At 44.8% G+C, this 22,894-nt stretch carries 22 protein-coding genes and 6 pseudogenes; 9 read left to right on the top strand and 19 right to left on the bottom strand.

Features of this window, described 5'->3' with window-relative positions:
• The first annotated feature begins 1 nt into the window (after nt 1).
• A complete protein-coding gene (locus XBJ1_RS11175; RefSeq protein WP_012989056.1) occupies nt 2-367 on the top strand; it encodes a tail fiber assembly protein in 366 nt (121 codons plus the stop codon).
• Between the two features lie 55 nt (nt 368-422).
• On the opposite strand, the gene XBJ1_RS11170 is transcribed toward XBJ1_RS11175, so the two are convergent.
• The gene (locus XBJ1_RS11170; protein ID WP_419184852.1) at nt 423-1,136 is read right to left on the bottom strand and encodes a Thoeris anti-defense Tad2 family protein; all 714 of its coding nucleotides are present in this window, start codon (nt 1,134-1,136) and stop codon (nt 423-425) included.
• A 48-nt stretch (nt 1,137-1,184) separates the two neighbouring features.
• On the opposite strand from XBJ1_RS11170, the gene XBJ1_RS20820 reads away from it, so the two are divergent.
• A protein-coding gene (locus tag XBJ1_RS20820) for an IS5-like element ISXbo1 family transposase (protein WP_143827669.1) occupies nt 1,185-2,002 on the top strand; the annotation gives its coding sequence in 2 pieces (ribosomal slippage) (nt 1,185-1,545 and nt 1,545-2,002; 819 coding nt in all).
• Between the two features lie 602 nt (nt 2,003-2,604).
• On the top strand, nt 2,605-2,985 hold the full coding sequence (locus tag XBJ1_RS11155; RefSeq protein WP_012989053.1) for a hypothetical protein: 381 nt from the start codon (nt 2,605-2,607) through the stop codon (nt 2,983-2,985).
• A 187-nt stretch (nt 2,986-3,172) separates the two neighbouring features.
• Here the strand turns inward: XBJ1_RS11155 and purC are convergent, their stop codons facing one another.
• From purC to dapA, 3 genes are all read right to left on the bottom strand, one after another.
• Nucleotides 3,173-3,886, bottom strand: coding sequence for a phosphoribosylaminoimidazolesuccinocarboxamide synthase (purC, locus tag XBJ1_RS11150; RefSeq protein ID WP_012989052.1), 714 nt, complete (start codon nt 3,884-3,886; stop codon nt 3,173-3,175).
• Between the two features lie 91 nt (nt 3,887-3,977).
• Nucleotides 3,978-5,024: an outer membrane protein assembly factor BamC gene (gene bamC / locus XBJ1_RS11145; protein ID WP_012989051.1), complete on the bottom strand. Its 1,047-nt coding sequence runs from the start codon at nt 5,022-5,024 to the stop codon at nt 3,978-3,980.
• A 16-nt stretch (nt 5,025-5,040) separates the two neighbouring features.
• The gene (dapA, locus tag XBJ1_RS11140; RefSeq protein ID WP_012989050.1) at nt 5,041-5,940 is read right to left on the bottom strand and encodes a 4-hydroxy-tetrahydrodipicolinate synthase; all 900 of its coding nucleotides are present in this window, start codon (nt 5,938-5,940) and stop codon (nt 5,041-5,043) included.
• A 242-nt stretch (nt 5,941-6,182) separates the two neighbouring features.
• On the opposite strand from dapA, the gene XBJ1_RS11135 reads away from it, so the two are divergent.
• Nucleotides 6,183-6,740, top strand: coding sequence for a glycine cleavage system transcriptional repressor (locus XBJ1_RS11135; protein ID WP_038198962.1), 558 nt, complete (start codon nt 6,183-6,185; stop codon nt 6,738-6,740).
• Nucleotides 6,741-6,754: 14 nt separating this feature from the next.
• Nucleotides 6,755-7,228: a thioredoxin-dependent thiol peroxidase gene (bcp, locus tag XBJ1_RS11130; RefSeq protein ID WP_012989048.1), complete on the top strand. Its 474-nt coding sequence runs from the start codon at nt 6,755-6,757 to the stop codon at nt 7,226-7,228.
• Nucleotides 7,229-7,311: 83 nt separating this feature from the next.
• On the opposite strand, the pseudogene XBJ1_RS21475 reads toward bcp, so the two are convergent.
• A pseudogene (locus XBJ1_RS21475) lies at nt 7,312-7,647 on the bottom strand (AI-2E family transporter); the annotation flags it as partial.
• Between the two features lie 110 nt (nt 7,648-7,757).
• Here XBJ1_RS21475 and XBJ1_RS11125 point away from each other — a divergent pair.
• Nucleotides 7,758-9,227 carry a beta-barrel assembly-enhancing protease gene (locus XBJ1_RS11125; protein WP_012989046.1) on the top strand — a complete coding sequence of 490 codons (1,470 nt, stop codon included), beginning with the start codon at nt 7,758-7,760 and terminating at the stop codon, nt 9,225-9,227.
• Nucleotides 9,228-9,238: 11 nt separating this feature from the next.
• Nucleotides 9,239-9,595 (top strand): arsenate reductase (glutaredoxin), encoded by a 357-nt coding sequence (gene arsC, locus XBJ1_RS11120; RefSeq protein WP_012989045.1) that lies wholly within the window; start codon nt 9,239-9,241, stop codon nt 9,593-9,595.
• A gap of 92 nt (nt 9,596-9,687) precedes the next feature.
• Here the strand turns inward: arsC and hda are convergent, their stop codons facing one another.
• The 4 genes and pseudogenes from hda to XBJ1_RS11100 form a co-directional block, all read right to left on the bottom strand.
• Nucleotides 9,688-10,395: a DnaA inactivator Hda gene (gene hda / locus XBJ1_RS11115; protein WP_038188693.1), complete on the bottom strand. Its 708-nt coding sequence runs from the start codon at nt 10,393-10,395 to the stop codon at nt 9,688-9,690.
• 572 nt (nt 10,396-10,967) lie between these two features.
• Nucleotides 10,968-11,264, bottom strand: a pseudogene (locus XBJ1_RS11110) (uracil permease); the annotation flags it as partial.
• Nucleotides 11,265-12,302, bottom strand: coding sequence for an IS630 family transposase (locus XBJ1_RS11105; RefSeq protein ID WP_041573280.1), 1,038 nt, complete (start codon nt 12,300-12,302; stop codon nt 11,265-11,267). It lies immediately after the preceding pseudogene.
• Between the two features lie 55 nt (nt 12,303-12,357).
• Nucleotides 12,358-12,693, bottom strand: a pseudogene (locus XBJ1_RS11100) (solute carrier family 23 protein); the annotation flags it as partial.
• 59 nt (nt 12,694-12,752) lie between these two features.
• Between XBJ1_RS11100 and XBJ1_RS11095 the strand changes: the two are divergent.
• Nucleotides 12,753-13,790 carry an IS630 family transposase gene (locus XBJ1_RS11095; RefSeq protein WP_041573280.1) on the top strand — a complete coding sequence of 346 codons (1,038 nt, stop codon included), beginning with the start codon at nt 12,753-12,755 and terminating at the stop codon, nt 13,788-13,790.
• Between the two features lie 5 nt (nt 13,791-13,795).
• Here the strand turns inward: XBJ1_RS11095 and XBJ1_RS11090 are convergent.
• The 4 genes and pseudogenes from XBJ1_RS11090 to XBJ1_RS21470 all read right to left on the bottom strand — a co-directional run.
• Nucleotides 13,796-14,329: pseudogene (locus XBJ1_RS11090) on the bottom strand (solute carrier family 23 protein); the annotation flags it as partial.
• A 53-nt stretch (nt 14,330-14,382) separates the two neighbouring features.
• On the bottom strand, nt 14,383-15,078 hold the full coding sequence (locus XBJ1_RS11085) for an IS6 family transposase (protein WP_012989038.1): 696 nt from the start codon (nt 15,076-15,078) through the stop codon (nt 14,383-14,385).
• 127 nt (nt 15,079-15,205) lie between these two features.
• Complete coding sequence (gene upp, locus XBJ1_RS11080) at nt 15,206-15,832, bottom strand: uracil phosphoribosyltransferase (protein ID WP_012989040.1); 627 nt, start codon at nt 15,830-15,832, stop codon at nt 15,206-15,208.
• Between the two features lie 291 nt (nt 15,833-16,123).
• A pseudogene (locus XBJ1_RS21470) lies at nt 16,124-16,267 on the bottom strand (IS6 family transposase); the annotation flags it as partial.
• A gap of 65 nt (nt 16,268-16,332) precedes the next feature.
• Here XBJ1_RS21470 and XBJ1_RS11070 point away from each other — a divergent pair.
• A complete protein-coding gene (locus XBJ1_RS11070) occupies nt 16,333-17,028 on the top strand; it encodes an IS6 family transposase (RefSeq protein WP_012989038.1) in 696 nt (231 codons plus the stop codon).
• Between the two features lie 303 nt (nt 17,029-17,331).
• Here XBJ1_RS11070 and XBJ1_RS11065 read toward each other — a convergent pair whose 3' ends face one another.
• The 6 genes and pseudogenes from XBJ1_RS11065 to XBJ1_RS11040 form a co-directional block, all read right to left on the bottom strand.
• The gene (locus XBJ1_RS11065) at nt 17,332-17,670 is read right to left on the bottom strand and encodes a cupin domain-containing protein (protein ID WP_012989037.1); all 339 of its coding nucleotides are present in this window, start codon (nt 17,668-17,670) and stop codon (nt 17,332-17,334) included.
• Between the two features lie 105 nt (nt 17,671-17,775).
• Nucleotides 17,776-18,519, bottom strand: coding sequence for a 2,3-dihydro-2,3-dihydroxybenzoate dehydrogenase (gene dhbA / locus XBJ1_RS11060; RefSeq protein ID WP_012989036.1), 744 nt, complete (start codon nt 18,517-18,519; stop codon nt 17,776-17,778).
• Nucleotides 18,516-19,400, bottom strand: coding sequence for an isochorismatase family protein (locus XBJ1_RS11055; RefSeq protein WP_012989035.1), 885 nt, complete (start codon nt 19,398-19,400; stop codon nt 18,516-18,518). The genes dhbA and XBJ1_RS11055 overlap by 4 nt, the downstream gene beginning before the upstream one ends.
• Before the next feature lie 11 nt (nt 19,401-19,411).
• Nucleotides 19,412-21,034: a (2,3-dihydroxybenzoyl)adenylate synthase gene (locus XBJ1_RS11050; RefSeq protein WP_038198946.1), complete on the bottom strand. Its 1,623-nt coding sequence runs from the start codon at nt 21,032-21,034 to the stop codon at nt 19,412-19,414.
• On the bottom strand, nt 21,028-22,116 hold the full coding sequence (locus tag XBJ1_RS11045; RefSeq protein ID WP_143827667.1) for an isochorismate synthase: 1,089 nt from the start codon (nt 22,114-22,116) through the stop codon (nt 21,028-21,030). Before XBJ1_RS11045 ends, XBJ1_RS11050 begins: the two co-directional genes overlap by 7 nt.
• A gap of 511 nt (nt 22,117-22,627) precedes the next feature.
• Nucleotides 22,628-22,804: pseudogene (locus XBJ1_RS11040) on the bottom strand (ISKra4 family transposase); the annotation flags it as partial.
• Nucleotides 22,805-22,894 lie beyond the last annotated feature (90 nt).

The following is a 22,894-nucleotide window of genomic DNA, read 5'->3' as shown; positions in this document are numbered from 1 at the left end:
CATGAAGTACTACAAATCAACAGATAATAAAGTGTACGCGTATGAATCAGACGGTTCGCAGGATTCGTGGATAAAACCGGGTCTTGTGCCCATTACCGAGGCTGAGGCTGACGCAATTACGAATTCCCCGCCCACACCGGAGCAGCTACAACAAAATGCAGAGTATGAGAAACGATACCGAATGTCGAAAGCTGCAAACTCTATAGCACCGTTACAGTACGCCGTAGACCTAAAAATGGAAACGGATAGCGAACGGGCGGCATTGACAGAGTGGAAAAAATATATGGTGCTGCTCAATCGGGTGGACTGCTCTACCGCCCCCGATGTCAAATGGCCGGAGCAGCCGAAGTCATTATTGAGAGAATAAAAACAACAGTCATATTCCCCCTAACAAGAAACTAGGGGGAAATGAAAGCCTAATCTCAGTAGTTATACCACTTAGCCTCAATTTTAAGAGGATGATTTTTTTGCATCAGCAATTCACCAATTTTCTTCGCTTCCGTTCCCCTATATTGAGGTTCATAAAATTCGGTCAATGCAGAGTAATATCCAAGGTGATAAACAACACCACTAACTGTTATTGTCAGCTTTTTACTGGTAGCTTTCTGCAGTGCATCTTCTTTATTGCGGTAAAGAAAACGCAGGCTTAACACACCATCATTGGTCTTATCGTCAAGAGTCCAGAAAATACCGTCAAGGCTATAATCTGGATAAGAGAGAGTCCCTGTTCTCGCGTTATTATCCCCCCATTTTTTTCCGGGAATAATTTCAGATGGCGTTACGGACATAAGCGCCCAATAACTAGCTATATCGGAAGGCTCTGATACACGGGTAAGCACCTCCCAGTCATTACCATCTAAATCATTCGGTAAGGCAACCCAAGAAATGACATTGCCTGATGATGCATGATGTTCTATGTCAGACAGATAGTTAAAGCGGGTACCCACTTCGACACCTGCTTGCGCCCAATAATCACCTTCTTTGACCGTTTGATTAGTGAGTCCTGGGTTACGTATTAAGAAAGCATACTTACCATCCCAATTCTTTCTCCTCACGCATTTACCCGCTTGTAGTTGCAATATTGCCCATGCATAAGAACCTTCTTTTGCGACTAAGAGTGTATCCCAATAGGAGATATTTGATATTATAGTCAGCCTGTTTTTTTACATTTAGGGGATTTTTTCATGAATAAGAAATCAATAGCCCAATGGTTCATTTCTGATGAACTCTGGCAGAAAATTGAACCCTTACTCCCTCCACATAAAACCCATCACCCTTTGGGCTGCCATCGCCGCCGTGTCGATAATCGGGCCGCTATGAATGCTATCTTTTTTGTGTTACGAACCGGATGCCAGTGGAATGCCCTCAATGCCACAGGGATTTGTTCTTCAAGCAGTGCTCACCGCCGTTTTCAGGAATGGGTGGCGGGAGGCGTCTTTGAGCGACTCTGGCAAAATGGCTTACTCGCCAGTGAAAAAATAGGGGCTATCGACTGGGGCAAATTGGCACTGGATGGCTGTTTGACTAAAGCGCCCCTGGCCGGCTCAAAAAAACAGGCCGCAACCCAACAGACCGGGGAAAACAAGGCGTAAAGCGAAGTTTGCTCACGGATGGACAGGGCTTGCCATTAGCGATTGCCGTTGCGCCCGCTAATATTCATGATATCAGACTTGTTATAGCCACCCTGGACGGTTTACAGACAGGACGCCGGGGTTATGGAACCAAACTCCATCTGGATAAAGCTTATGAGGCGGAATGGCTGGAAAAAGAATTAAAAACCCGTGGATACGTCCCCTGCATACAATCAAGAAAAGAAGAACAAGATGCGCTGGCCGAACAATATGATTTTAAAGTGAACCGTTGGGTTGTTGAAAGGACACACAGTTGGCTTAATCGTTTTCGTCGTATTCTGGTTCGTTGGGAAAAACGGGTTGAAAATTATGAAGCCATGCTTCATTTGGCTTGTAGTTTAATTGTCTGGAATATAATCCTATTGGGATAGGCTCTAAATCACTCATGTTTTTTTACCTCTTATATTGAAAAGACCGAGGAATGATACAGCTCCTGATTTTTTGTGAAATCGAACAGGATTGTAGGAATGAAGATACATTTTGGGGAGGTTTTACGGATATCAATTGACTACAGAGACATAGGAATTAATGGGCAAAAAGCAATTATCTATTGATGTTAAAATAATCTAAATATACCGCGTATTTTGATAAAAACATCGTAATATAATTTTTCGCGATTTAAATGAAACGTTTTTTCAATTCACGCGGCGCGCTACATCTCCAGAATATCCAATCGTTTCAGAAAATACTTTAAGATAATCTTTTCCATTTACCCAATGTCTACAATCCTGATCATAGAATTGCTGGCATTTAGAATTATTGGTTTACATAATAACGATTATCAATAATAATATTTAGTAACAATCAAATTAATTCACTTACTAAGTGTCTGAAATATCATAGATTGTGACGATATATTTGTTAGTTCAACATCAAGCTACATTAACCATACTACACAAACACACGTTAATACTTTTAACAGGGAAAATGCGGAAAGATTGTAAGGGAAGCCTTGCAAACGGGATGCACTCGTATGAAAGATATGAAAAAAATACTCTTCTCAATCATGTTCAGTGTGACATTAACTGGTTGCACCACTCAATGGGTGCCGGTAGGAAGTCATTACACGCCTTTTAATGAAGCGAATTCAGAGTGCAATATAGAAGCATTCCAGCAGTTCCCTGTGAGAAACGAAGTTGCCCAACGGTCTTCAATCAAAACTGTAAAACATTACTGTCCTGCCTGTTGTAAATCTGACAAAGCTGATAAATCTGACAAAGACTGTTATTTCGATCAGAGTGTCCCTACGACCGAAAGTTATGTTATGGATGTTAACGAACGCTCCAGACATCAATTATATAGCAGCTGTATGGAACGAAACGGTTGGGAAAAACAGACAAAATATCTGTTTTAATGTGCTGTAATAAATAAGAATCATGGTCTGGGTAGTCAATCAAGCTATTGGCTATCCTGAATATTTCCTATTACCACATCTCTTTTTCATATTTATCAAATAAATACCCCGTCATCGCGATCAAAGATACCCCACGACTTTAGTGTAGGATATCTCTGATTATCGGCTTAAGTAATCGTTTGCGTTGTTAGTCCAAAATCACCCCGATTCGGCGTGCTACTTCTTCATACGCTTCAATCAAGCCACCAAGACTCTGGCGGAAACGGTCTTTATCCATTTTATCCAAAGTCTGCTGATCCCACAGGCGACTACCGTCCGGAGAAAACTCATCCCCCAATACAACGTTGCCGTTGAACAAACCAAACTCTAATTTGAAATCCACCAGAATCAAGCCAGCATCATTGAACAGTTTGCTCAATACTTCGTTAGCCTTGTAACTCAGTTGTTTCATCTCGGCCAGATGCACCTTGCTAACCCAACCGAATGTTTCACAGTAGGACTCATTGACCATCGGGTCATGCTTGGCATCATTTTTCAAAAACAGATCAAACAGGGGGGGATTCAATACCATTCCTTCTTCCACACCAAGGCGCTTCACAAGAGAACCCGCAGCACGGTTGCGGATAACACACTCAACCGGCACCATATCCAGCTTTTTCACCAGGCATTCGTTGTCTGACAGCAGCCGTTCCATTTGCGTCGGAATACCCGCCTCTTCCAGTTTGTTCATAATGAAATGATTGAATTTATTATTCACCATACCCTTGCGATCAAACTGTTCGATGCGTTCACCATCCAAGGCTGATGTATCATTACGGAATTCCAGCACAAGCAGGTCAGGATTGTCAGTGGAATACACTGTTTTTGCTTTCCCACGATACAACTCAGCTTTTTTCTGCATCTTACACTCCAGAGATGTGACATCTTTAAACAAAAAAATTAAACGAAAAAATTTTACCCAAACTATAAAGGGGCCTTGGCCCCTTTATGTATTACTTGTCTGTAGCTCTGCTGAATGCGGCCTTAAATACAGCCATCATTTGATCATTTTCAGCCTGAGTTAACGGCTGGCCTTTCTCTTTGATAAATTGCAGGCTGCTTCGGTTATCCAAGTCGCCCACCTGTAACTTGTAATTTCCTTCGCTGATGGAAGGAGCCTCGACGCCCAGTTCTTTCCAGCCTGAAGAACTCAGCTCTTTATAAGTCACCTCTATCATTCCCGTCGCACGCGTACGATCAGTGACACGCATGCCTATACTTTCCAGTGTATGCGGTAATCGGTTCCAGACCACAGTGTAAGGCGCACGGACAATGATTTGGGGCAAAGCTGTATTATCGCTGCCACTGTTTACTATTAACGCCCCTGTATTCTTCGTGCTGTTCAAACTTGCTAACTCCTGCTGCTGATTTAAACCATCAGACAGCTCGTTAAGCATGATTAAATCATAATCTTGGATTATTGCCGGATCAGAGACAACTTTTCCATCATGTTCCAAACTTTCATTTGTAACAGACAGCGCGATTTGGGAACCCTGTGGAGACACTTCAATACGGTAACGTCCACGATAAGGAATATTTTCATCTGCCCGCGGCCATGAGATCCAATCAGTGACCAGAGTTTGCCTGGTATCATCTTTTTCGCTAATTTGGTAATTCTTCTTCGCCAATAGACTAACCACTTGTGACCACAGGTTGCTGTGTTCTGGGGTATTTTCAATCAACAACTTACCGGCTCGTACATTATTTCCCATGTGGGAACCCGTCAATAACTGCATAGCCTGTACTGGCGGACGAATATCAAGGGATTTACCCACCACCCCTTTTTCGGTCGCTGATGAAATATTATATTCACTATTTTGCGGCGGCAATATCATTCCTGCTGGAACGTTCAATGCTTTCAGCGGTGGCGTCTCAAGATAGGACTCATCCCCATTCACCTGACGTTTATAGTGCTGATCTTTAGAACAGGCTGCCAGCAAAACAACTAATGACAGGCCAGCAACCTTCATGACCTTCGATTTTTGCAATAATGTTGCCATTAAAATTCCCTAATTTTTACAGTAATCCAGCCAATTTCAAGGCATTATTGACCGAAACTTGTCCCGCCTGCGTCAACGGAATCATTGGCAGGCGCAGCGTGTCATCGGCAATCAACCCCAGTTTACGACAGGCCCACTTGGCTGGCGTCGGGCTAGGTTCAACAAATAATTGATGATGCAATTCCATCAGTCGGTTGTTCAGGCTACGCGCCTTCACAAATTCACCCTTCTGAGCCAGTTCGTATATTTGTGCCATCTCCGCAGCCGCTACATTCGCTGTCACAGAAATAACCCCTTTTCCACCAAGCTGCACAAAATCGAGAAAACTTGCATCATCACCACTCAGCAAAATGAAATTTTCATCATTAACCAATTCTTGGATCTGACTGACACGACCTAAGTTCCCAGTCGCTTCCTTAATCGCAACAATATTTTCCAGTTTTGCCAGACGGGCAACAGTCGATGGCAGTAAATCACATGCGGTCCGAGAGGGTACATTATACAGAATTTGCGGTAAGTCAGTATTGTCAGCTATCGCTTTATAATGCTGATATAAACCTTCCTGTGATGGTCTATTATAATAAGGTGTCACAGACAGGCAACCAGCAATACCCGTATTTTCAAAACGACGAGTCAGCGAAATGGCTTCTGCCGTCGCATTTGCCCCTGTTCCGGCAATCACCGGAATGCGGCCATCAGCCAATTCCAGTGTTGTCAGTACAACATCCACATGCTCATCTTGGTTGAGTGTTGCGCATTCACCCGTTGTCCCAACAGAAATAATTGAAGATGTACCACTGGCGACATGATAATCAATTAATTTTTTCAAACTGGTTTTATCAATCTGACCGTTTGAATTCATTGGCGTTACCATTGCAACCATACTGCCCGTAAAACCAGAGTTACCACTCACCATTGCCATTTCCCCCTTAACTAAACCTTAAACTGCGGATGAGAAGTTCATGGTACTTTCTTGTCATACAGAAGAAAACTCTTTAAGCGCACGATTTCAATGAATTTTGTTAATATCAAGTGTAGTCGATTAAACAGAGATTATAATCGCACTTCCCTTCACAAATACGATTGACCTTCTCCTGATCATTTTTTATGTTTAATGACGACACACAGCAAACATCTACCGTAGAAAGGAAAATCGCTTTGCCAAAATCAGAACAGCATTTTTTAGTGATCACCGCCCTTGGTGCAGATCGCCCCGGCATCGTCAATACCATTACCCGCCTTGCCAGCGCATGTGGTTGTAATATTGAAGACAGCCGTCTGGCAATGTTTGGCGAAGAGTTTACCTTTATCATGCTGCTATCCGGTAGCTGGAACGCCATTACCCTGATCGAATCCACTCTGCCACAGAAAGGGGCTGAACTCGAATTGCTTATTGTGATGAAACGAACCCGGTGCGGTGTCCAGACAAAATTTCCTTCGACAATTTCCGTCAGAGTGGATGTGGATGATTCACCGGGTATTGTTGAACGTTTTACCAATCTGTTCACGACCCAGAATTTCAATATTGCTGAACTGGCATCAAAAACTCATCCCGCTGTGGAAAATATGCCCGCCCGTCTGCAAATCCACATTACAGGCCATAACCCACTGGATGATAATGGCCTCATGTTCAAAGAATCCTTTTATCGCCTATGTACAGAATTAAATGCACAAGGCAGTATTAGCGTACTGGATCATTTAAATAAAAACGATTAAACGGAGAATACGTGATGAGCCGATTGAAAGCCGGTGATAAGGCCCCAAAATTCAGTCTTCCTGACCAAGATGGCAAAACCGTTGGCGTATCTGATTTCAAAGGTCAGCGTGTTTTAGTTTATTTTTATCCCAAAGCAATGACGCCAGGCTGCACTGTTCAGGCTTGTGGCTTACGTGACAAGATGAATGAACTAAAAGAAATCGGTGTTGAAGTGTTGGGCATCAGTACAGATACACCCGAAAAGTTATCCCGCTTTGTAAAAAAAGAGATGCTGAATTTCACACTTCTTGCCGATATTGACCATCAGGTTGCCGAGCAATTTGGTGTTTGGGGAGTAAAACAGTTTATGGGGAAAACCTATGAGGGCATCCATCGTATTAGTTTCTTAGTTGACCCAAAAGGTGATATTGAACACGTTTTTGATAAATTCAAAACCAGTAACCATCACCAAATCGTACTGGACTACCTGAAACAACATTCATCATAATCCGGCATCGACCAATCCCCCTGTCAAACAGGGGGAATTTCGCTATCTACATTAACGTCGTGCCTGAAATGTCAATACAATTATTATTCTGATCCGACGAGTTTTTCTTCAGGCCAAACACGAATAACCGCCTTGATCAAAGTTGCCAGTGGAATGGTGAAAAAGACGCCCCAGAAATCCGCCAAAAATAATGACAGGAATTGTGACAATCACCGTGCCGATATAAGGGATAAGTACAGACAAACCAACAAATATCGCATAAGTACAAATAGTCAGAATAACCATCTCCGTGGCTTTTTCACGAATATAATTGATGCTCTGTTGATTCTCATTTCATGCTATAGATTACCCGCTAAACCATAATTACGTGGCAACACACTCTGTCATGCTGCAACTATCTGGCGTTTATCTTTTATGATTTTTACTAAATTTATTACGATGGACTGATTTTAAGTTATGATTTGCTATCATACACACATTCATAAGTTAATAACTAACTGGGACACATTGTTTTTACGAGAAACATTTTATGATAAAAACACCTAAGAAATCCCTGATAGTGACATTGATTAGCCTATTATTATTTGGAAATTCACCCGCTTTATCTGTAAGTTCCGAAAATTCACTACCCGATATCGGAACAAGTGCGGGGGCGACCCTCAGTATCAACCAAGAAATAGAAATGGGGGATTTTTTTATACGCCAGATACGTGCTGGAGCGCCGCTAATTGATGACCCTCTGCTTAAACAATACATTAATCAATTAGGCCATAAATTAGTTAACCATGCCGATTCAGTGAAAACGCCTTTTCAATTTTATCTGATCAATAACCCCGCTATTAACGCGTATGCTGTTTTCGGTGGTAACGTAGTGCTACATTCCGGTCTATTCCGCTATAGCCGCAATGAAAGTGAGCTGGCTTCTGTCATAGCTCATGAAATCTCCCATGTAACACAACGCCACTTGGCTCGTTTTATGGAGGATACACAGCGCAAAACGCCATTCGCATGGGCAGGAGTATTAGGATCTATACTGTTGATGATGGCCAATCCACAAGCAGGAATGGCGACACTCAGCGGCACACTGGGTGGTTTTCAGCAAGGTATTATCAGTTTTACCCAGTCAAATGAACAAGAAGCTGATCGCATTGGTATGCAGATTCTCAACAATTCAGGTTTTAACCCTCATGGTATGCCTAATTTCATGCAGATTCTGGTTGATCAGACGCGATATAGCTCTAAACCGCCAGAAATGTTATTAACCCATCCACTACCCGATAGCCGTTTATCCGATGCTCGTAACAGGGCAAATCAGTATCCGAAAAAAACCGTTCCAGAATCAGAATCTCAAAATTTTCTGTTTGCCCGTGTTCGCATCCTGATAATCAGCGCTACAGATCAGCTCAATTACATTGAACAAATTCTGAATAATTACAGTCAAGGAACCGCTAAAGAACAGCTCGCCGCTGCTTATGGGCGGGTTCTCCTTCTGTCTCAGGCTCAAAAGTATGCTGAAGCCAAAACAGTATTGTCCCCATTACTGGATAAGCAGCCTGATAACATCTGGTTTATCGATGCTATGACGGATATCGATATTGAGCAAAAACAGTATGAGCAAGCGATTACCCGTTTACAGCAAGCTCTCCAGAAACATCAAAATAACCCGGTACTACAAATCAATCTTGCCAATGCCTATATTCAGGCCAAACACTATCCGCAAGCATCACAACTGCTATTTCGTTATACCTTCAACGATCCTAATGATCCCACTGGCTGGTCACTAATGACAGAATTAGCCAAAAAACAGAAAAAACGTGATAAAGAGCTGGCTTCCTACGCTGAGACTATGGCATTGCAAGGCAAATTTGACATGGCTATAAACTATCTCAGCCAAGCCAGTGCCTTGGTAACATTAAATAGTGACGATCAGGCTCGTTATGATGCCCGTATTGATCAATTGCGCCAACTGCAACAACGTCATATCCAATATGACAAATGAGGACTTTTTACATGCCACAAGTTATTTTTTATCATAATCCTCGCTGTTCAAAGAGCCGCGAAACACTCAAGCTGGTTGAAGATCTCGGTATTGCACCAGAAATCATTCACTATCTCGACACCCCACCAACGGTAGAGCAGCTTACCGTTTTACTGAAGCAACTGGGTTTCAAAGATGCCCGTCAGTTAATGCGAACCAAAGAAGAACTTTATAAGGATCTCAATCTTGGTGATGACACATTATCCCAAGCCGCATTACTCCAAGCGATGGAAAAATACCCTATATTGATAGAGCGTCCGATTGTTGTTGTCGGTGATAAAGCTCGTCTAGGTCGCCCACCAGAACAAGTTAAGGAGATTCTTGGCTGACACCTCACTTTCCAGAAAAATCATACAAACAAAAAAGTGATAGGGACATATTCACTATCACTTTTTTCCTGTTCCCTTCCTGACTGGTTCGCTCAGAGATCAAGAATATCTTTCACAAATGGTATCGTCAGCTTGCGCTGCGCCACAATAGAAGCACGGTCAAGCTCATCTAACGTTCTAAACAGTGTTTGCATTTCCCTATCGAGTCGTTTCAACACAAAACGCCCTACATCTTCGGGTAATTCAAATCCCCGTAATTTCGCCCTCAATTGCAATGCCTGAATCTTTTCATCATCAGACAGTGGCTGCAATTTGTAAATCTGCCCCCAATCCAGACGAGAAGCCAGATCCGGCAATGTCAGATTAATTTGCCGTGGAGGACGATCCCCGGTGATCAATAAGCAGGTGCGGCCAATCTCTACAATCCGGTTATAAAGATTGAAGATAGCCATTTCCCATTCTTGATCGCCTGCAATACATTCAATATTATCAATACACACTAATGATAAATGTTCCATGCCATCAAGGACTTCAGGAACAAAATAGGCACGTTTATCCAGTGGTACATATCCCACCGCCTCTCCCTGTTGGGATAATTCGGCACAAGATGCATGAAGCAAATGGCTCTTGCCCCCGCCATCGCGGGACCAAAAATAGATATAACTGCCGTGTGACTGACTAATGGCCAGTTTTATTGCAGCTAATAAGGAAGTATTCTCACCTGCAAAGAAACTGGCAAATATTTCATCATCGGGCAAATATAGGGGCAATGAAAGCTGCGACGGTGTATTCAGAAGCACCTCAAACAGAATGGATAACGAACAGCACTAAGTCTACCACAGAAAGTAACTATAAATGAAATAAATACGCTGTTTAAAACAGGCCTTGATTGTTAGCGCCTGCCTTTTCATGAAAGATAAGGTTTATAATACAGGAGATAACAACGTGTTGTTTTTCTGATTAGAATTAGAATTGACATCCAGATTAGCATCAAAGCCTATTTTTCCATCATCAAGCCGTCTTTATCAACTGCCCATAGAATGGATTCATCAGGATACAGACTACTGATCTTTATTAATAATTAATACCCTGATTTTAATAGTTATAATCAGCGATAATCTTAACTAAAAAGAATCAATAAATAGACATTAACGTTGATTAAAATTTATTTAGGCGATTGACGTATCAATTAAAATCACTCTATATCATCTTCCTGACCTCTCAGTGAAATATTAAAGAAAAAACCAAGATATAGAATGAATTAATAAAAATAACGTTATGAAAGAATATTAAATAGTAGACTTTCATTATGAGTCAAAAAAAGAAGGGTTTGTTCTTTAAAACCCTTCCTTATAAATTGAATTAATCTTACTTACTCTACAGCTTCACGTTTTTTATCATTGTCAATCGATTCTACAGAAGAAGTAATATAAGGCTCCTCCGGGCGGATAACACTGATCAATTTGAAAATCATGCTCAAACCGATACCTACTACCGTCGCCAGTGCCATACCTTTCAATTCTGCTGTACCAATCTGGATTTTCGCCCCACTGACACCAATAATCAAAATAACGGAGGTCAGGATCAGGTTCTGTGCCTTGCTATAATCAACTTTAGAATCAATCAATACCCGAATACCTGATGCACCAATAACACCATATATACGCAATTAACTTGAAGATGCGGGTTTTAAAATCTGGAAGTTATCAGTCAACCGAGTGGTGAGTTCTTTCGCTTTTTCTGGCAATGTGACATGAAAAAAGTGGCGCAGCGTTTCACGGAATGTTTTGGTATCCGGAAAATAGACATTGTTTCGTACCTGCTCATTCACATACTTCCATAATCGCTCAATCGGGTTGAGATTAGGGCTGTAAGGCGGCAGGTAGTGCAACTCAATATTCAAAACCTCGGCAAAAAATTGGACGACTCCGGAACGGTGATAACCCGCACCATCCAGAATAATGTGGATTTTTTGCGAAAGTGGATAGGTTTCCCGGATTGAGCCGAAAAAAAGGACGACATTTTTCGCGTTAATCGTCGGATATTCACGAACAATAGTCTCTTCAATCCGTTGTAAATTAAGGGCACCCATGATGTTGAGTCGAGTACGACTGCCTGTGGTTTCAACCACTTTGACGTGCTTCCGCCCGCTCTTCATCCAGCCATAACTTAATTTTGTGGACAGGGTCGGGTGAACCGCATCAATAAATAAAATAGGCGCATTCTGGCCACATTCTTCTTTCAGCGCGTTGTAGGTTTCAATAAACTGTTGCTGTTTATCCGCATCAAATTTATGCGGAGCACCCATTGGCTTCTTGTAGCTGAAACCTTGACGGTGAAGCCATTTCGTCATTCCTGCGACAGTGAAAGTCACCTGCCATCGTGCCCGAACATAGGCCACAATTTGTGCGGTAGTGTGCATCAAATTTGCCATCAGATACTCAACTAATTCTGTTGTTTGTTCGGCAGACAAACGGCTTTCAGAGCCCCCATTTTCAGGGGCGAGTTTTTCCTCAGAGAAGTAATCTTTCAGATGGCGGCTCACCGTACTTTCATGGATCCGCAAAGCCTGAGCAATCATCTGGGCAGTCCAGCCTTCTGAGGCCAAAAGCACGGCCTTGATGCGGTCACGTACTCGTCCATCGCGAGTCGTATCATGCATCAATTCGAGGGCGTCTTTTTGGGCATCTGTTAGATTAATTTTCATGGGCGCAATCATGATCTGATACAAATGAAAAATCAAGCATCTTCAATGACGACGGGTATAGCAACAAAGAAACGCCGCCCATAACCGGGACAGGAATGACCTGAATTGCCGCAGCCAGTTTGCCAACACAAGAAAGCAGAATGGCCAGTATCGCTGCTCCACCAATCACCCATGAACTGTACACTCGGGTAATCGCCATAACACCAATGTTTTCACCATAAGTTGTATTGGGAGTCGAACCAAAAAAACCCGAAATCATAGTTGAAAAACCATTCGCAAACATCGAACGGTGCAGACCGGGGTCTTTCAATAAATCCTTCTGCACAATATTAGCCGTGACGACCAGATGACCAACATGTTCCGCAATCACGACCAGCGCTGCGGGCAAAATATACCCGTCGTCATTGAAGATGCTTGATTTTTCATTTGTATCAGATCATGATTGCGCCCATGAAAATTAATCTAACAGATGCCCAAAAAGACGCCCTCGAATTGATGCATGATACGACTCGCGATGGACGAGTACGTGACCGCATCAAGGCCGTGCTTTTGGCCTCAGAAGGCTGGACTGCCCAGATGATTGCTCAGGCTTTGCGGATCCATGAAAGTACGGTGAGCCGCCATCTGAAAGATTACTTCTCTGAGGAAAAACTCGCCCCTGAAAATGGGGGCTCTGAAAGCCGTTTGTCTGCCGAACAAACAACAGAATTAGTTGAGTATCTGATGGCAAATTTGATGCACACTACCGCACAAATTGTGGCCTATGTTCGGGCACGATGGCAGGTGACTTTCACTGTCGCAGGAATGACGAAATGGCTTCACCGTCAAGGTTTCAGCTACAAGAAGCCAATGGGTGCTCCGCATAAATTTGATGCGGATAAACAGCAACAGTTTATTGAAACCTACAACGCGCTGAAAGAAGAATGTGGCCAGAATGCGCCTATTTTATTTATTGATGCGGTTCACCCGACCCTGTCCACAAAATTAAGTTATGGCTGGATGAAGAGCGGGCGGAAGCACGTCAAAGTGGTTGAAACCACAGGTAGTCGTACTCGACTCAACATCATGGGTGCCCTTAATTTACAACGGATTGAAGAGACTATTGTTCGTGAATATCCGACGATTAACGCGAAAAATGTCGTCCTTTTTTTCGGCTCAATCCGGGAAACCTATCCACTTTCGCAAAAAATCCACATTATTCTGGATGGTGCGGGTTATCACCGTTCCGGAGTCGTCCAATTTTTTGCCGAGGTTTTGAATATTGAGTTGCACTACCTGCCGCCTTACAGCCCTAATCTCAACCCGATTGAGCGATTATGGAAGTATGTGAATGAGCAGGTACGAAACAATGTCTATTTTCCGGATACCAAAACATTCCGTGAAACGCTGCGCCACTTTTTTCATGTCACATTGCCAGAAAAAGCGAAAGAACTCACCACTCGGTTGACTGATAACTTCCAGATTTTAAAACCCGCATCTTCAAGTTAATTGCGTATAGTCATAATGGCAAACCATTCAAAACGCGGTGTATAGAATGTCGGTAATGCAAACCACGGTGCCTCAAGTACAGGAGTAAAATCCACTGCTCCCATAAAAAACGCCAGCGCATAGCCTGCTAAAACACCAATCAAGATTGGAATAATCGCCATAAAGCCACGGAACATCACCGAACCCAAAATTGTCACGGCTAATGTTACCATCGATATAGTCAGGTTAGCCGTATTGACTTCAGCTCCAATGGCTACGCGCAAACCAGCCATATCTGCTGCAACCCCTGCCAGCTCCAGACCAATGACAGCAACAATTGCTCCCATTGCCGCTGGCGGAAAAATCACATTGATCCAACCCCGTCCTGCAATTTTGACAATCAACGAAACCAGACAAAACAACAGTCCACAAACAATAAATCCACCCAGAGCCAGCTCATATCCCAGAGGCAACAACAAAAGTACCGGCGAAATAAATGCAAAACTTGAGCCTAAATAAGCCGGAATTTTCCCTTTACAAATAAACAGATACAGTAATGTTGGCAGTGTCGCGTTAACGGCGGCAAGTTAGCAAAAGTGGTGTTGCCGGTTATTTAGGCCGCCAGCAAATAGAATTGTTCCGCGGGTGATAATCCATCACTTTGTGGATGTTGATATTGCCCTTTGCGTATCATGTGAATCAGTTCGATGCCGGCCAGGAGCGTCTGTGCCCGGCGAAACGATTTGAACCCCAGCATCTGTCGTATCCGACGTTTGATATTGCGGTGATCTTGCTCAACCAGATTATTCAGGTATTTATTTTGCCGGATTTCAATCCCCTGCTGAGGCGATCCTTCCGCATTGAGGAGAGTGAGCGCGGCAGTATTGGCCCCACTTTTATCGATAGTCACAACGGCGGGTCTGCCGTGCAGGCGTATCGCTTTACGGAAAAAACGCTGGGCAGCCATTGCATCGCGGCGAGCGGTCAGCAGGAAGTCAACCGTCTGACCGTCGGTATCGACCGCCCGGTAAAGGTATTTCCACTGACCTTTCACTTTGATATACGTTTCATCCATTCGCCACCGGGAGCCAACGGGCTTTTTGCGAGGTCGGAAAGCCTTGCCGAGCAGGGGCACCAGACGTAACACCCAACGATGTATTGTGGCATGGTCGACCTCAATGCCGCGCTCTGCCATCATCTCTTCGAGATTGCGCAGACTCAAGGCATAAGCGAGGTACCAACGGACACATTGGGCCATGATATCGACAGGATAATGGAGGCGTTTAAACGCGTTTCGGATCAGGGACATCACTCTGGACTCGCTCAAAAACAGGGGAGCTTACCTGATGACCGCTTAATGCGACAGAACCTTATTTATATCCTCTATGTTACTTTGCTAGAAACCAAAAAAAGCCGGCTTTTCAGCCGGCTAAATGTTATTTAGTACCAAATATTTTATCGCCCGCATCTCCCAGACCAGGAACAATATATCCATGCTCATTCAGACATTCGTCAATCGAGGCAGTAAACAGTTCGACATCAGGATGAACCTTCGCCAGTGCGGCAACCCCTTCTGGTGCGGCAACCAAAACCAATACCTTAATCACAGGACATCCTGCCTTTTTCAGCAGATCAATCGTGGCAATCATAGAACCGCCGGTCGCCAGCATCGGATCAACAACCAAAGCCATGCGCTCACTAATATCAGAAACCAGTTTCTGAAAATAAGGCACAGGTTCGAACGTTTCTTCGTCACGATAAACACCGACAACACTGATCCGAGCACTTGGAATATTTTCCAATACACCATCCATCATGCCCAAACCGGCACGCAGGATAGGAACCACAGTAATTTTCTTCCCTTTAATCTGGTCTATTTCTACCGGACCACACCATCCTTCAATGGTCACTTTTTCTACTTCTAAATCAGCAGTTGCTTCATATGTCAGAAGGCTACCCACTTCTGAGGCCAGTTCACGAAAGCGCTTAGTGCTTATATCATGAGCTCGCATCAGGCCGAGTTTATGTTTAACTAGTGGGTGTTGAACTTCAACGATCTTCATGCGTTTCTCCTACTGTATATAGCCGGCAGATAAAAAAAAATATTCAAATATTACGCTAAGTTCCCGCTATAGCTTGCTATTATGCTGAATTTACTGAATTGTTGTTTTTGCTGATTTTCGTGCATTTAAAGAAGTTTTAAGCTATTTTTGGATTATCAGCACCCCTCATAGCACCCCGTTGCTTTGCAAAAATTTAAACAAGGAGAACATCACAGGTGGCCTATTATAGCATTGAAAAAGGCAGTGTCGCGTTAACGGCGGCAAGTTAGCAAAAGTGGTGTTGCCGGTTATTTAGGCCGCCAGCAAATAGAATTGTTCCGCGGGTGATAATCCATCACTTTGTGGATGTTGATATTGCCCTTTGCGTATCATGTGAATCAGTTCGATGCCGGCCAGGAGCGTCTGTGCCCGGCGAAACGATTTGAACCCCAGCATCTGTGGTTCTGTCGCATTAAGCGGTCATCAGGTAAGCTCCCCTGTTTTTGAGCGAGTCCAGAGTGATGTCCCTGATCCGAAACGCGTTTAAACGCCTCCATTATCCTGTCGATATCATGGCCCAATGTGTCCGTTGGTACCTCGCTTATGCCTTGAGTCTGCGCAATCTCGAAGAGATGATGGCAGAGCGCGGCATTGAGGTCGACCATGCCACAATACATCGTTGGGTGTTACGTCTGGTGCCCCTGCTCGGCAAGGCTTTCCGACCTCGCAAAAAGCCCGTTGGCTCCCGGTGGCGAATGGATGAAACGTATATCAAAGTGAAAGGTCAGTGGAAATACCTTTACCGGGCGGTCGATACCGACGGTCAGACGGTTGACTTCCTGCTGACCGCTCGCCGCGATGCAATGGCTGCCCAGCGTTTTTTCCGTAAAGCGATACGCCTGCACGGCAGACCCGCCGTTGTGACTATCGATAAAAGTGGGGCCAATACTGCCGCGCTCACTCTCCTCAATGCGGAAGGATCGCCTCAGCAGGGGATTGAAATCCGGCAAAATAAATACCTGAATAATCTGGTTGAGCAAGATCACCGCAATATCAAACGTCGGATACGACAGATGCTGGGGTTCAAATCGTTTCGCCGGGCACAGACGCTCCTGGCCGGCATCGAACTGATTCACATGATACGCAAAGGGCAATATCAACATCCACAAAGTGATGGATTATCACCCGCGGAACAATTCTATTTGCTGGCGGCCTAAATAACCGGCAACACCACTTTTGCTAACTTGCCGCCGTTAACGCGACACTGCCATAAATCTCATGATCGCACGGCTGGGATTGCAGGAAATATGCTGGAGCCACGTGAAGTGGGTATTGGAGCGAAAGTGAGTTTCTAAAAATCAGCATTAACCGCGCTGATCTGTCAATTGAGTAAGGTTAGCGCACCCCGTTAACGATGGGGGAGGCGTAGGGGCGACTAATCGGCCGCGCCTCCTGCCTCCATCTCATTACGTGTGGGACTTATTATCTGAATTCACGACCTGCCAATTTTGATTAATAATTTATTGGCCTGAATTTGTCACGATAGGTTCTATTAATAGCAGCTTGGTTAATTCTTTGGACGAAGGCTTACTTTCTTCTCCTTTCGGCACCACAAAAAACTCACCTTGCTTTATTATTACATGATCATCTTTAAAATCGATGCGAAGTTCACCTTCAATAACCATGAATACCTTGTCTTCATCTTTATGGGTGTGCCATATAAAATCACCGTCTGCGAGTAATATAATTATCTTATATTCGTTTGTTTGAGTTATTACCTTCGGTGACCATACTTCTTTGATTAAATCAAATTCTTGTTTTAAATTTTTTACTTTTCTCAATGCAGTCATCTGGCTCATGTTATATACCTTTCCTTTAGTGAGTTTTTGGTTTGAGTTTTTAATGCTTACCAATTATCTGGAATTATAGTCTTCGAAATCCATTGGAGATAGACATATGGGTTATCAGGCACCGAGAGTGGCACCGCCATCAATAACAATATCCTGCAACGTCATGTGACTTGCTTGTTCGGAGGCTAAAAACAGAATGACGCTGGCTATTTCGTCGGGATGGGCGATTTTCCCGAGTGGAATGCCCAGCTTAAATTGTTCGGTAACGCCATGAATCAAACGCTGGTGCGCGATATCATCATCGAACATTCCTTCCAGCATTGGGGTTAACGTGGAACCCGGCGAAACAATGTTACATCGTATCCCAAAAGGAGCCAGTTCAAGCCCTACACTCAGGCACAGGCTCCGCATTGCTGCTTTAGAAGCGCAGTAAACGGCCATATTAACGCGTGGTACATGGGCGGCGTTGGAGGCGATCGAAACGATATTACCGCTGCGCTGACGCTGGAAATGTGGAATTAATATCTTAAACAGATTGAATGCTGCACCCGCATTAACGTTGATTGAGCTTTCCCAGTCTTCACGACTTAATGTTTCTGCTGAACCAAGGCGCAAAATTCCGGCACCGTTTACCAGTATATCCAGCCCGTTTTCCTTTAGCAGTGGCGGGCAGATTTTTTGTACCGCACAATCGTCACTGACATCCAGAATCAGCGTCTCAAACGGCATTGAATCAGGGAATTTCAGATCGAATCCAAACACCTTAGCGCCTGCCTCGTGAAAGCGGAGTGCTGTGCGGTAACCGATACCGCTCCCGGCTCCTGTCACCCAGACGGTTTTTCCCTTAAAGCTGTTCATTTCGCCTCCAAATCGCCGTTCAGTAATGTGAGCCAATTGCGCAATGTGGGTTGTTTCATCAACGAGGTAAAATCAAGATCGTACCCTTCCTGCCGGCGTTTTGAGACGAAAGACATCATGCGTAGCGAGTCTAAGCCATAATCAAGCAAGTTTTCATCATCACCAATGTCGTGTACATCTTCGTCCAGTGTAGACTGTAACAGGGTAAGCAACCGTTCTCGATCCCATTGACTTTCTGCTGTGGAAGAATCGAGCGCCGACAGCACCATATCGGTACTCAACACTTGACCGGAACAGCCTGCAGTATAGCGTAGTGCCATCATATGCTCTTCTCGGCTGAAGTCTGCCAGCGCATTGCTTATCATAAAAGCCTGTATATCGCGCATAAAGGCGTCAGTGGCAGTGGTTAGGCAGCCGATATGGGCATACACGCCGCAGATCATCAGCTGATCACGCTTGTGTTCTTTCAGCTGAGTCTCCAAATCAGAGCGCTGAAATGCGCTGTAGCGCCACTTCACCAGCACATTATCCTGTTGCTCGGGGGACAGTGCTGCCACGATTTTTTGCTGTTCTGGGTAGTTGTTCAGCCCCGGTCCCCACATATCATTTAGTAACGCTCGTTCGACGTCACTCTGTTGGGTCGGCTGAGCTGTATAAAACACTGGGATACCAAGTGCATGGCAACGGGCGCGCAGAATAACAATGTTGTCGATAACTTGCTGAACCATTTTGCTTTCTTTTCCCCAGAAGTTGAGGAAATATTCCTGCATATCGTGAATCAGCAGAGCAGCACGCTGCGGCTCTAACGTCCATTCCACTTTATTTGCAGGTAAGGTGGCCTCATCGGGCAGGGTATAGTCCTGAAGTTTAGGAATGCTCATGGCGTATTTCCTCAATTTTCTAAGGCGGCGCTGGCAAGTGTACGCAACGCCTGTTTATTGATTTTTCCTACCGGGGTGAGCGGTAGTGTAGGCAGATTTTCGAAACGATCGGGAATTTTGTAGTCGGCTATACCTTGTTCGCGCAACCAGCGACGGAATACGGCTGGCTTTACAGCTTCGTGTTCGCGTGTTACCACATATGCGCAAGTTTTCTCACCCATCAGACAGTCAGGAATAGCGACCAATGCGGCGTATACCACCGCTGGGTGGCGCAGCAGAAGATGTTCAACCTCTTCAGCCGCAATTTTTTCGCCGCCACGATTTATTTGATCTTTTTCACGTCCGACGACTTTGAGGTATCCGCCGGGAAGCTGAATGACGACGTCACCAGAGCAATAAAACCCATCGCTGTCGAACACGGTTTGGTTATGTTCTGGGCTGCGGTAATAGCCCCGAAAAGTGTATGGACCTCTGGTCATTAACAATCCTGGCTCTCCGAGCGGCACTGGGAGACCTTCTTGGTTTGCTACCCACACCTCATCATCTTCGCTGATGGGGCGACCCTGAGTTGTGAAGGTATGTGTGTCGTCATCATCTAGTCGGGTGTAGTTCACCAGACCTTCCGCCATACCAAATACCTGTTGGAGCTGGCACCCTAGCTCTTTTGGGATGCGTCTGGCCAGTGCTTCTCCCAGAGGAGCACCGCCGACCAGCATCACCTCCAGACTGGAGAGTTCGTTGATGTGACCGATGAGATTGGCATACTCCAGCCAGATGCTGACAGCAGGTGGCACCAGGGCAACAAGATTGATCTGATGATGTGCGATAGCAGGAAAACATCCATCTGGACTAGGATCGGGAACGAGGACAACCTGACCACCCGCATAGAATACGCCCAGAGCTCCCGGTGAACTCATAGGATAGTTATGTGCAGCCGGCAGTGCACAGAGATATCGGGTCTTACTGCTTACGTTGCAGATCGGATTACTGGCGCGGATGCTGTAATAGTAGTCGTTGTGGGTACGTGGAATCAGCTTGGGTGTGCCAGTGCTGCCGCCGGAAAGCTGGAAAAATGCGACCTCATCTGCCGGCGTTGGTGTTGGCGTGAAGTCTCCCGGTTCTTCCGATATCAGGCGTGCAAGCGAATGGTCTGAATCTGAATTCGCATGGTGAAGCACCACTATATTCAGTTCTGGACACTGATCTATTAGAAGATCAATAAGAACATCATCATGAAACTGGCGATGTTGGCGATCGGCAATGAGTATGCTTGGCATAATTTGGCGTGCATACGCGGTTAATTCGCTGCTTTGGTGGCTATAAAGCGCGTTGACAGGTGCGACACCTAGGCGCAGTAAGGCAAAAAAGACGATATAAAACTCAGCCTCGTTGCCAAGCTGAACCAGTGCAGTTTGTCCCTGACGCACGCCGCGTCGGTGCAGAGAGGCGGCTAATCGGTTTACTGCCTCATTCAGCTCCCGATAGCTCCAGCTCTGCTCACCGCAAAATAGTGCTGTGGTATCGTTCTCGCGGTGAATATCAAGAATCTCGCTCAATGGACGATCAATCCAGTACCCTTTCAGGCGATAGAGTGCAGCCAGATCCTGAGGCCAACGGTTGAATTCAATCATAATGTCTGCTCCTGTTGCATCGCAAAACCAAGTGCGTTCAGCATGGTGTTAAATTTGGTATGGGTTTCCATCCATTCGTTTTCCGGAACAGAGTCCGGAACGATGCCGGCGCCGGCGAATAGCTCAATCTGATGGGGCCGCACTTTACCGCAGCGGATCGCCACTACCCATTCCCCGTTTCCGCGGGCGTCGCACCAGCCGACGATACCGCCAAACCAGCCGCGATCGAAGGGTTCCAGCGCGCCGATCAAATTGCGGGATGAGGTATAAGGAGCGCCGCATAATGCGGGCGTGGGATGAAGTAGGCAGGCAAGCGATAGAGCACTATCGCGATCATTGGCCAATATACCCTGAATCTCAGTAGCGAGATGCCAGAGCGTGGGCGTGCTGAACAGCGAAGGTTCAGGGATCGTCAGAGACTGGCAAAGATCCGTCAGTTGGCGACGGATAGCCTCCGTGACCACCCGATGTTCATGGCGATCTTTTCCGGAGACCAACAGCTTTTCTTTGGCATTTCGGTCACTGGCGGTATTGTCGCCTCGCCGCACTGAGCCTGCAAGGGGACAGGAGCGCAAGACATTACCCTCTTTGCGTAGCAGCAATTCAGGGCTAGCACCAATCAGCGTGCCATCTGCCAGCGGTAAGTGAAAGTTGTAGCTCTCTGGATTCTGTCTGTTGAGCTGCAGCCACAGATTCAGTGCGCTAAGCGGGGGGATGCTTTCAATCTGTAGCAGACGCGACAGCACAACTTTATCGAGCTCTCCAATGCGTAGAGGACTCAGCGCGCTCTCCACCATGGCGCAAAACGCATCGTGATCTGGAATGTAGTGAAAGAGGTGGACTACGACTTCAGCGTTGCGGTTAGATAAGCCTAAATAGTTGGTGAAGGTACTACTAGTGTCAATCAATGCGTCGGATACGGAGGTTGCGCTTGCAAGCGCCATCTGGTTACGCGTAACGACGAAAATTGTCTGCCGTATTTTGAAAAGCGGAATTGCCGTTTTGGTGCCTGGTGCACTCCTCTTTGCTACGATTCCTTGCATTAATACTATTACGTTTTTCAGCTTCGCGGTTATCACTCTCATGATGCCAATCCCGTGCTAGCCGCATACGCCTCATCAGATAACGTGGGTATTGAAAACAGTACCACCTGAAACCCAAATCCGGTGCATCTGGAGATGATTTTCACCACAAGTTTTTTTCTTATCTTAAACATAATCAAACACCGTCTGATTTGCCTTATAAAAATAATTTAATAACCATCAATGAATTTGTACTGCTTACAGGCGGCGCTGGAAACAAAATGTTCGTCATAAAGAGGTATGAGCTCTTGAGGAAGAAAACACTATTACAATATTTTAGATGTAAATGATTATCAATATAATTAGCGTTATTGGTATTAATAATTTTCTTGTAAAAACGGTTCTGTCGCATTAAGGAGAAGTGAGGTAAAATAGCGACTTTTACTCTGTGGTTGTGGTTTCATCATTTCTTTAATTTGAAAAGCCTTCAAACGTCTACGCTATCCTACCGATATTATCGTTCAATGTGTCCGTAGGTACTTAGCTTATGAAAGCATAAAAATCCTTGGTGCACTCATGCAGCAATAATCTCTGCCAAATAGTGATCTGTTTCTTTGCTTAATTTGATCCCCGGATACCAGTGCTCAAATCGCGTTTTTAAATCATTATTGAGTACCGCTGTTCGCGTCTGGAGTAGATAATGTGCACCTTGTTGACTCCATTGCATTTGCTGTTTTTTCACCATGCGCTTAGTACTACAGCCGTAAACACTATTTATCGATAGGAAATCCGCCATAAAAAGATTGAAATTGCATAGTTTCTTAATTTAGCGATTATCAGA

The sequence above is a fragment of the Xenorhabdus bovienii SS-2004 genome (genome assembly GCF_000027225.1).
Lineage (GTDB): Bacteria > Pseudomonadota > Gammaproteobacteria > Enterobacterales > Enterobacteriaceae > Xenorhabdus > Xenorhabdus bovienii_C.
The sequence above is the reverse complement of the archived record's forward strand: the minus strand, read 5'-3'. Positions and strand labels throughout refer to the sequence as shown.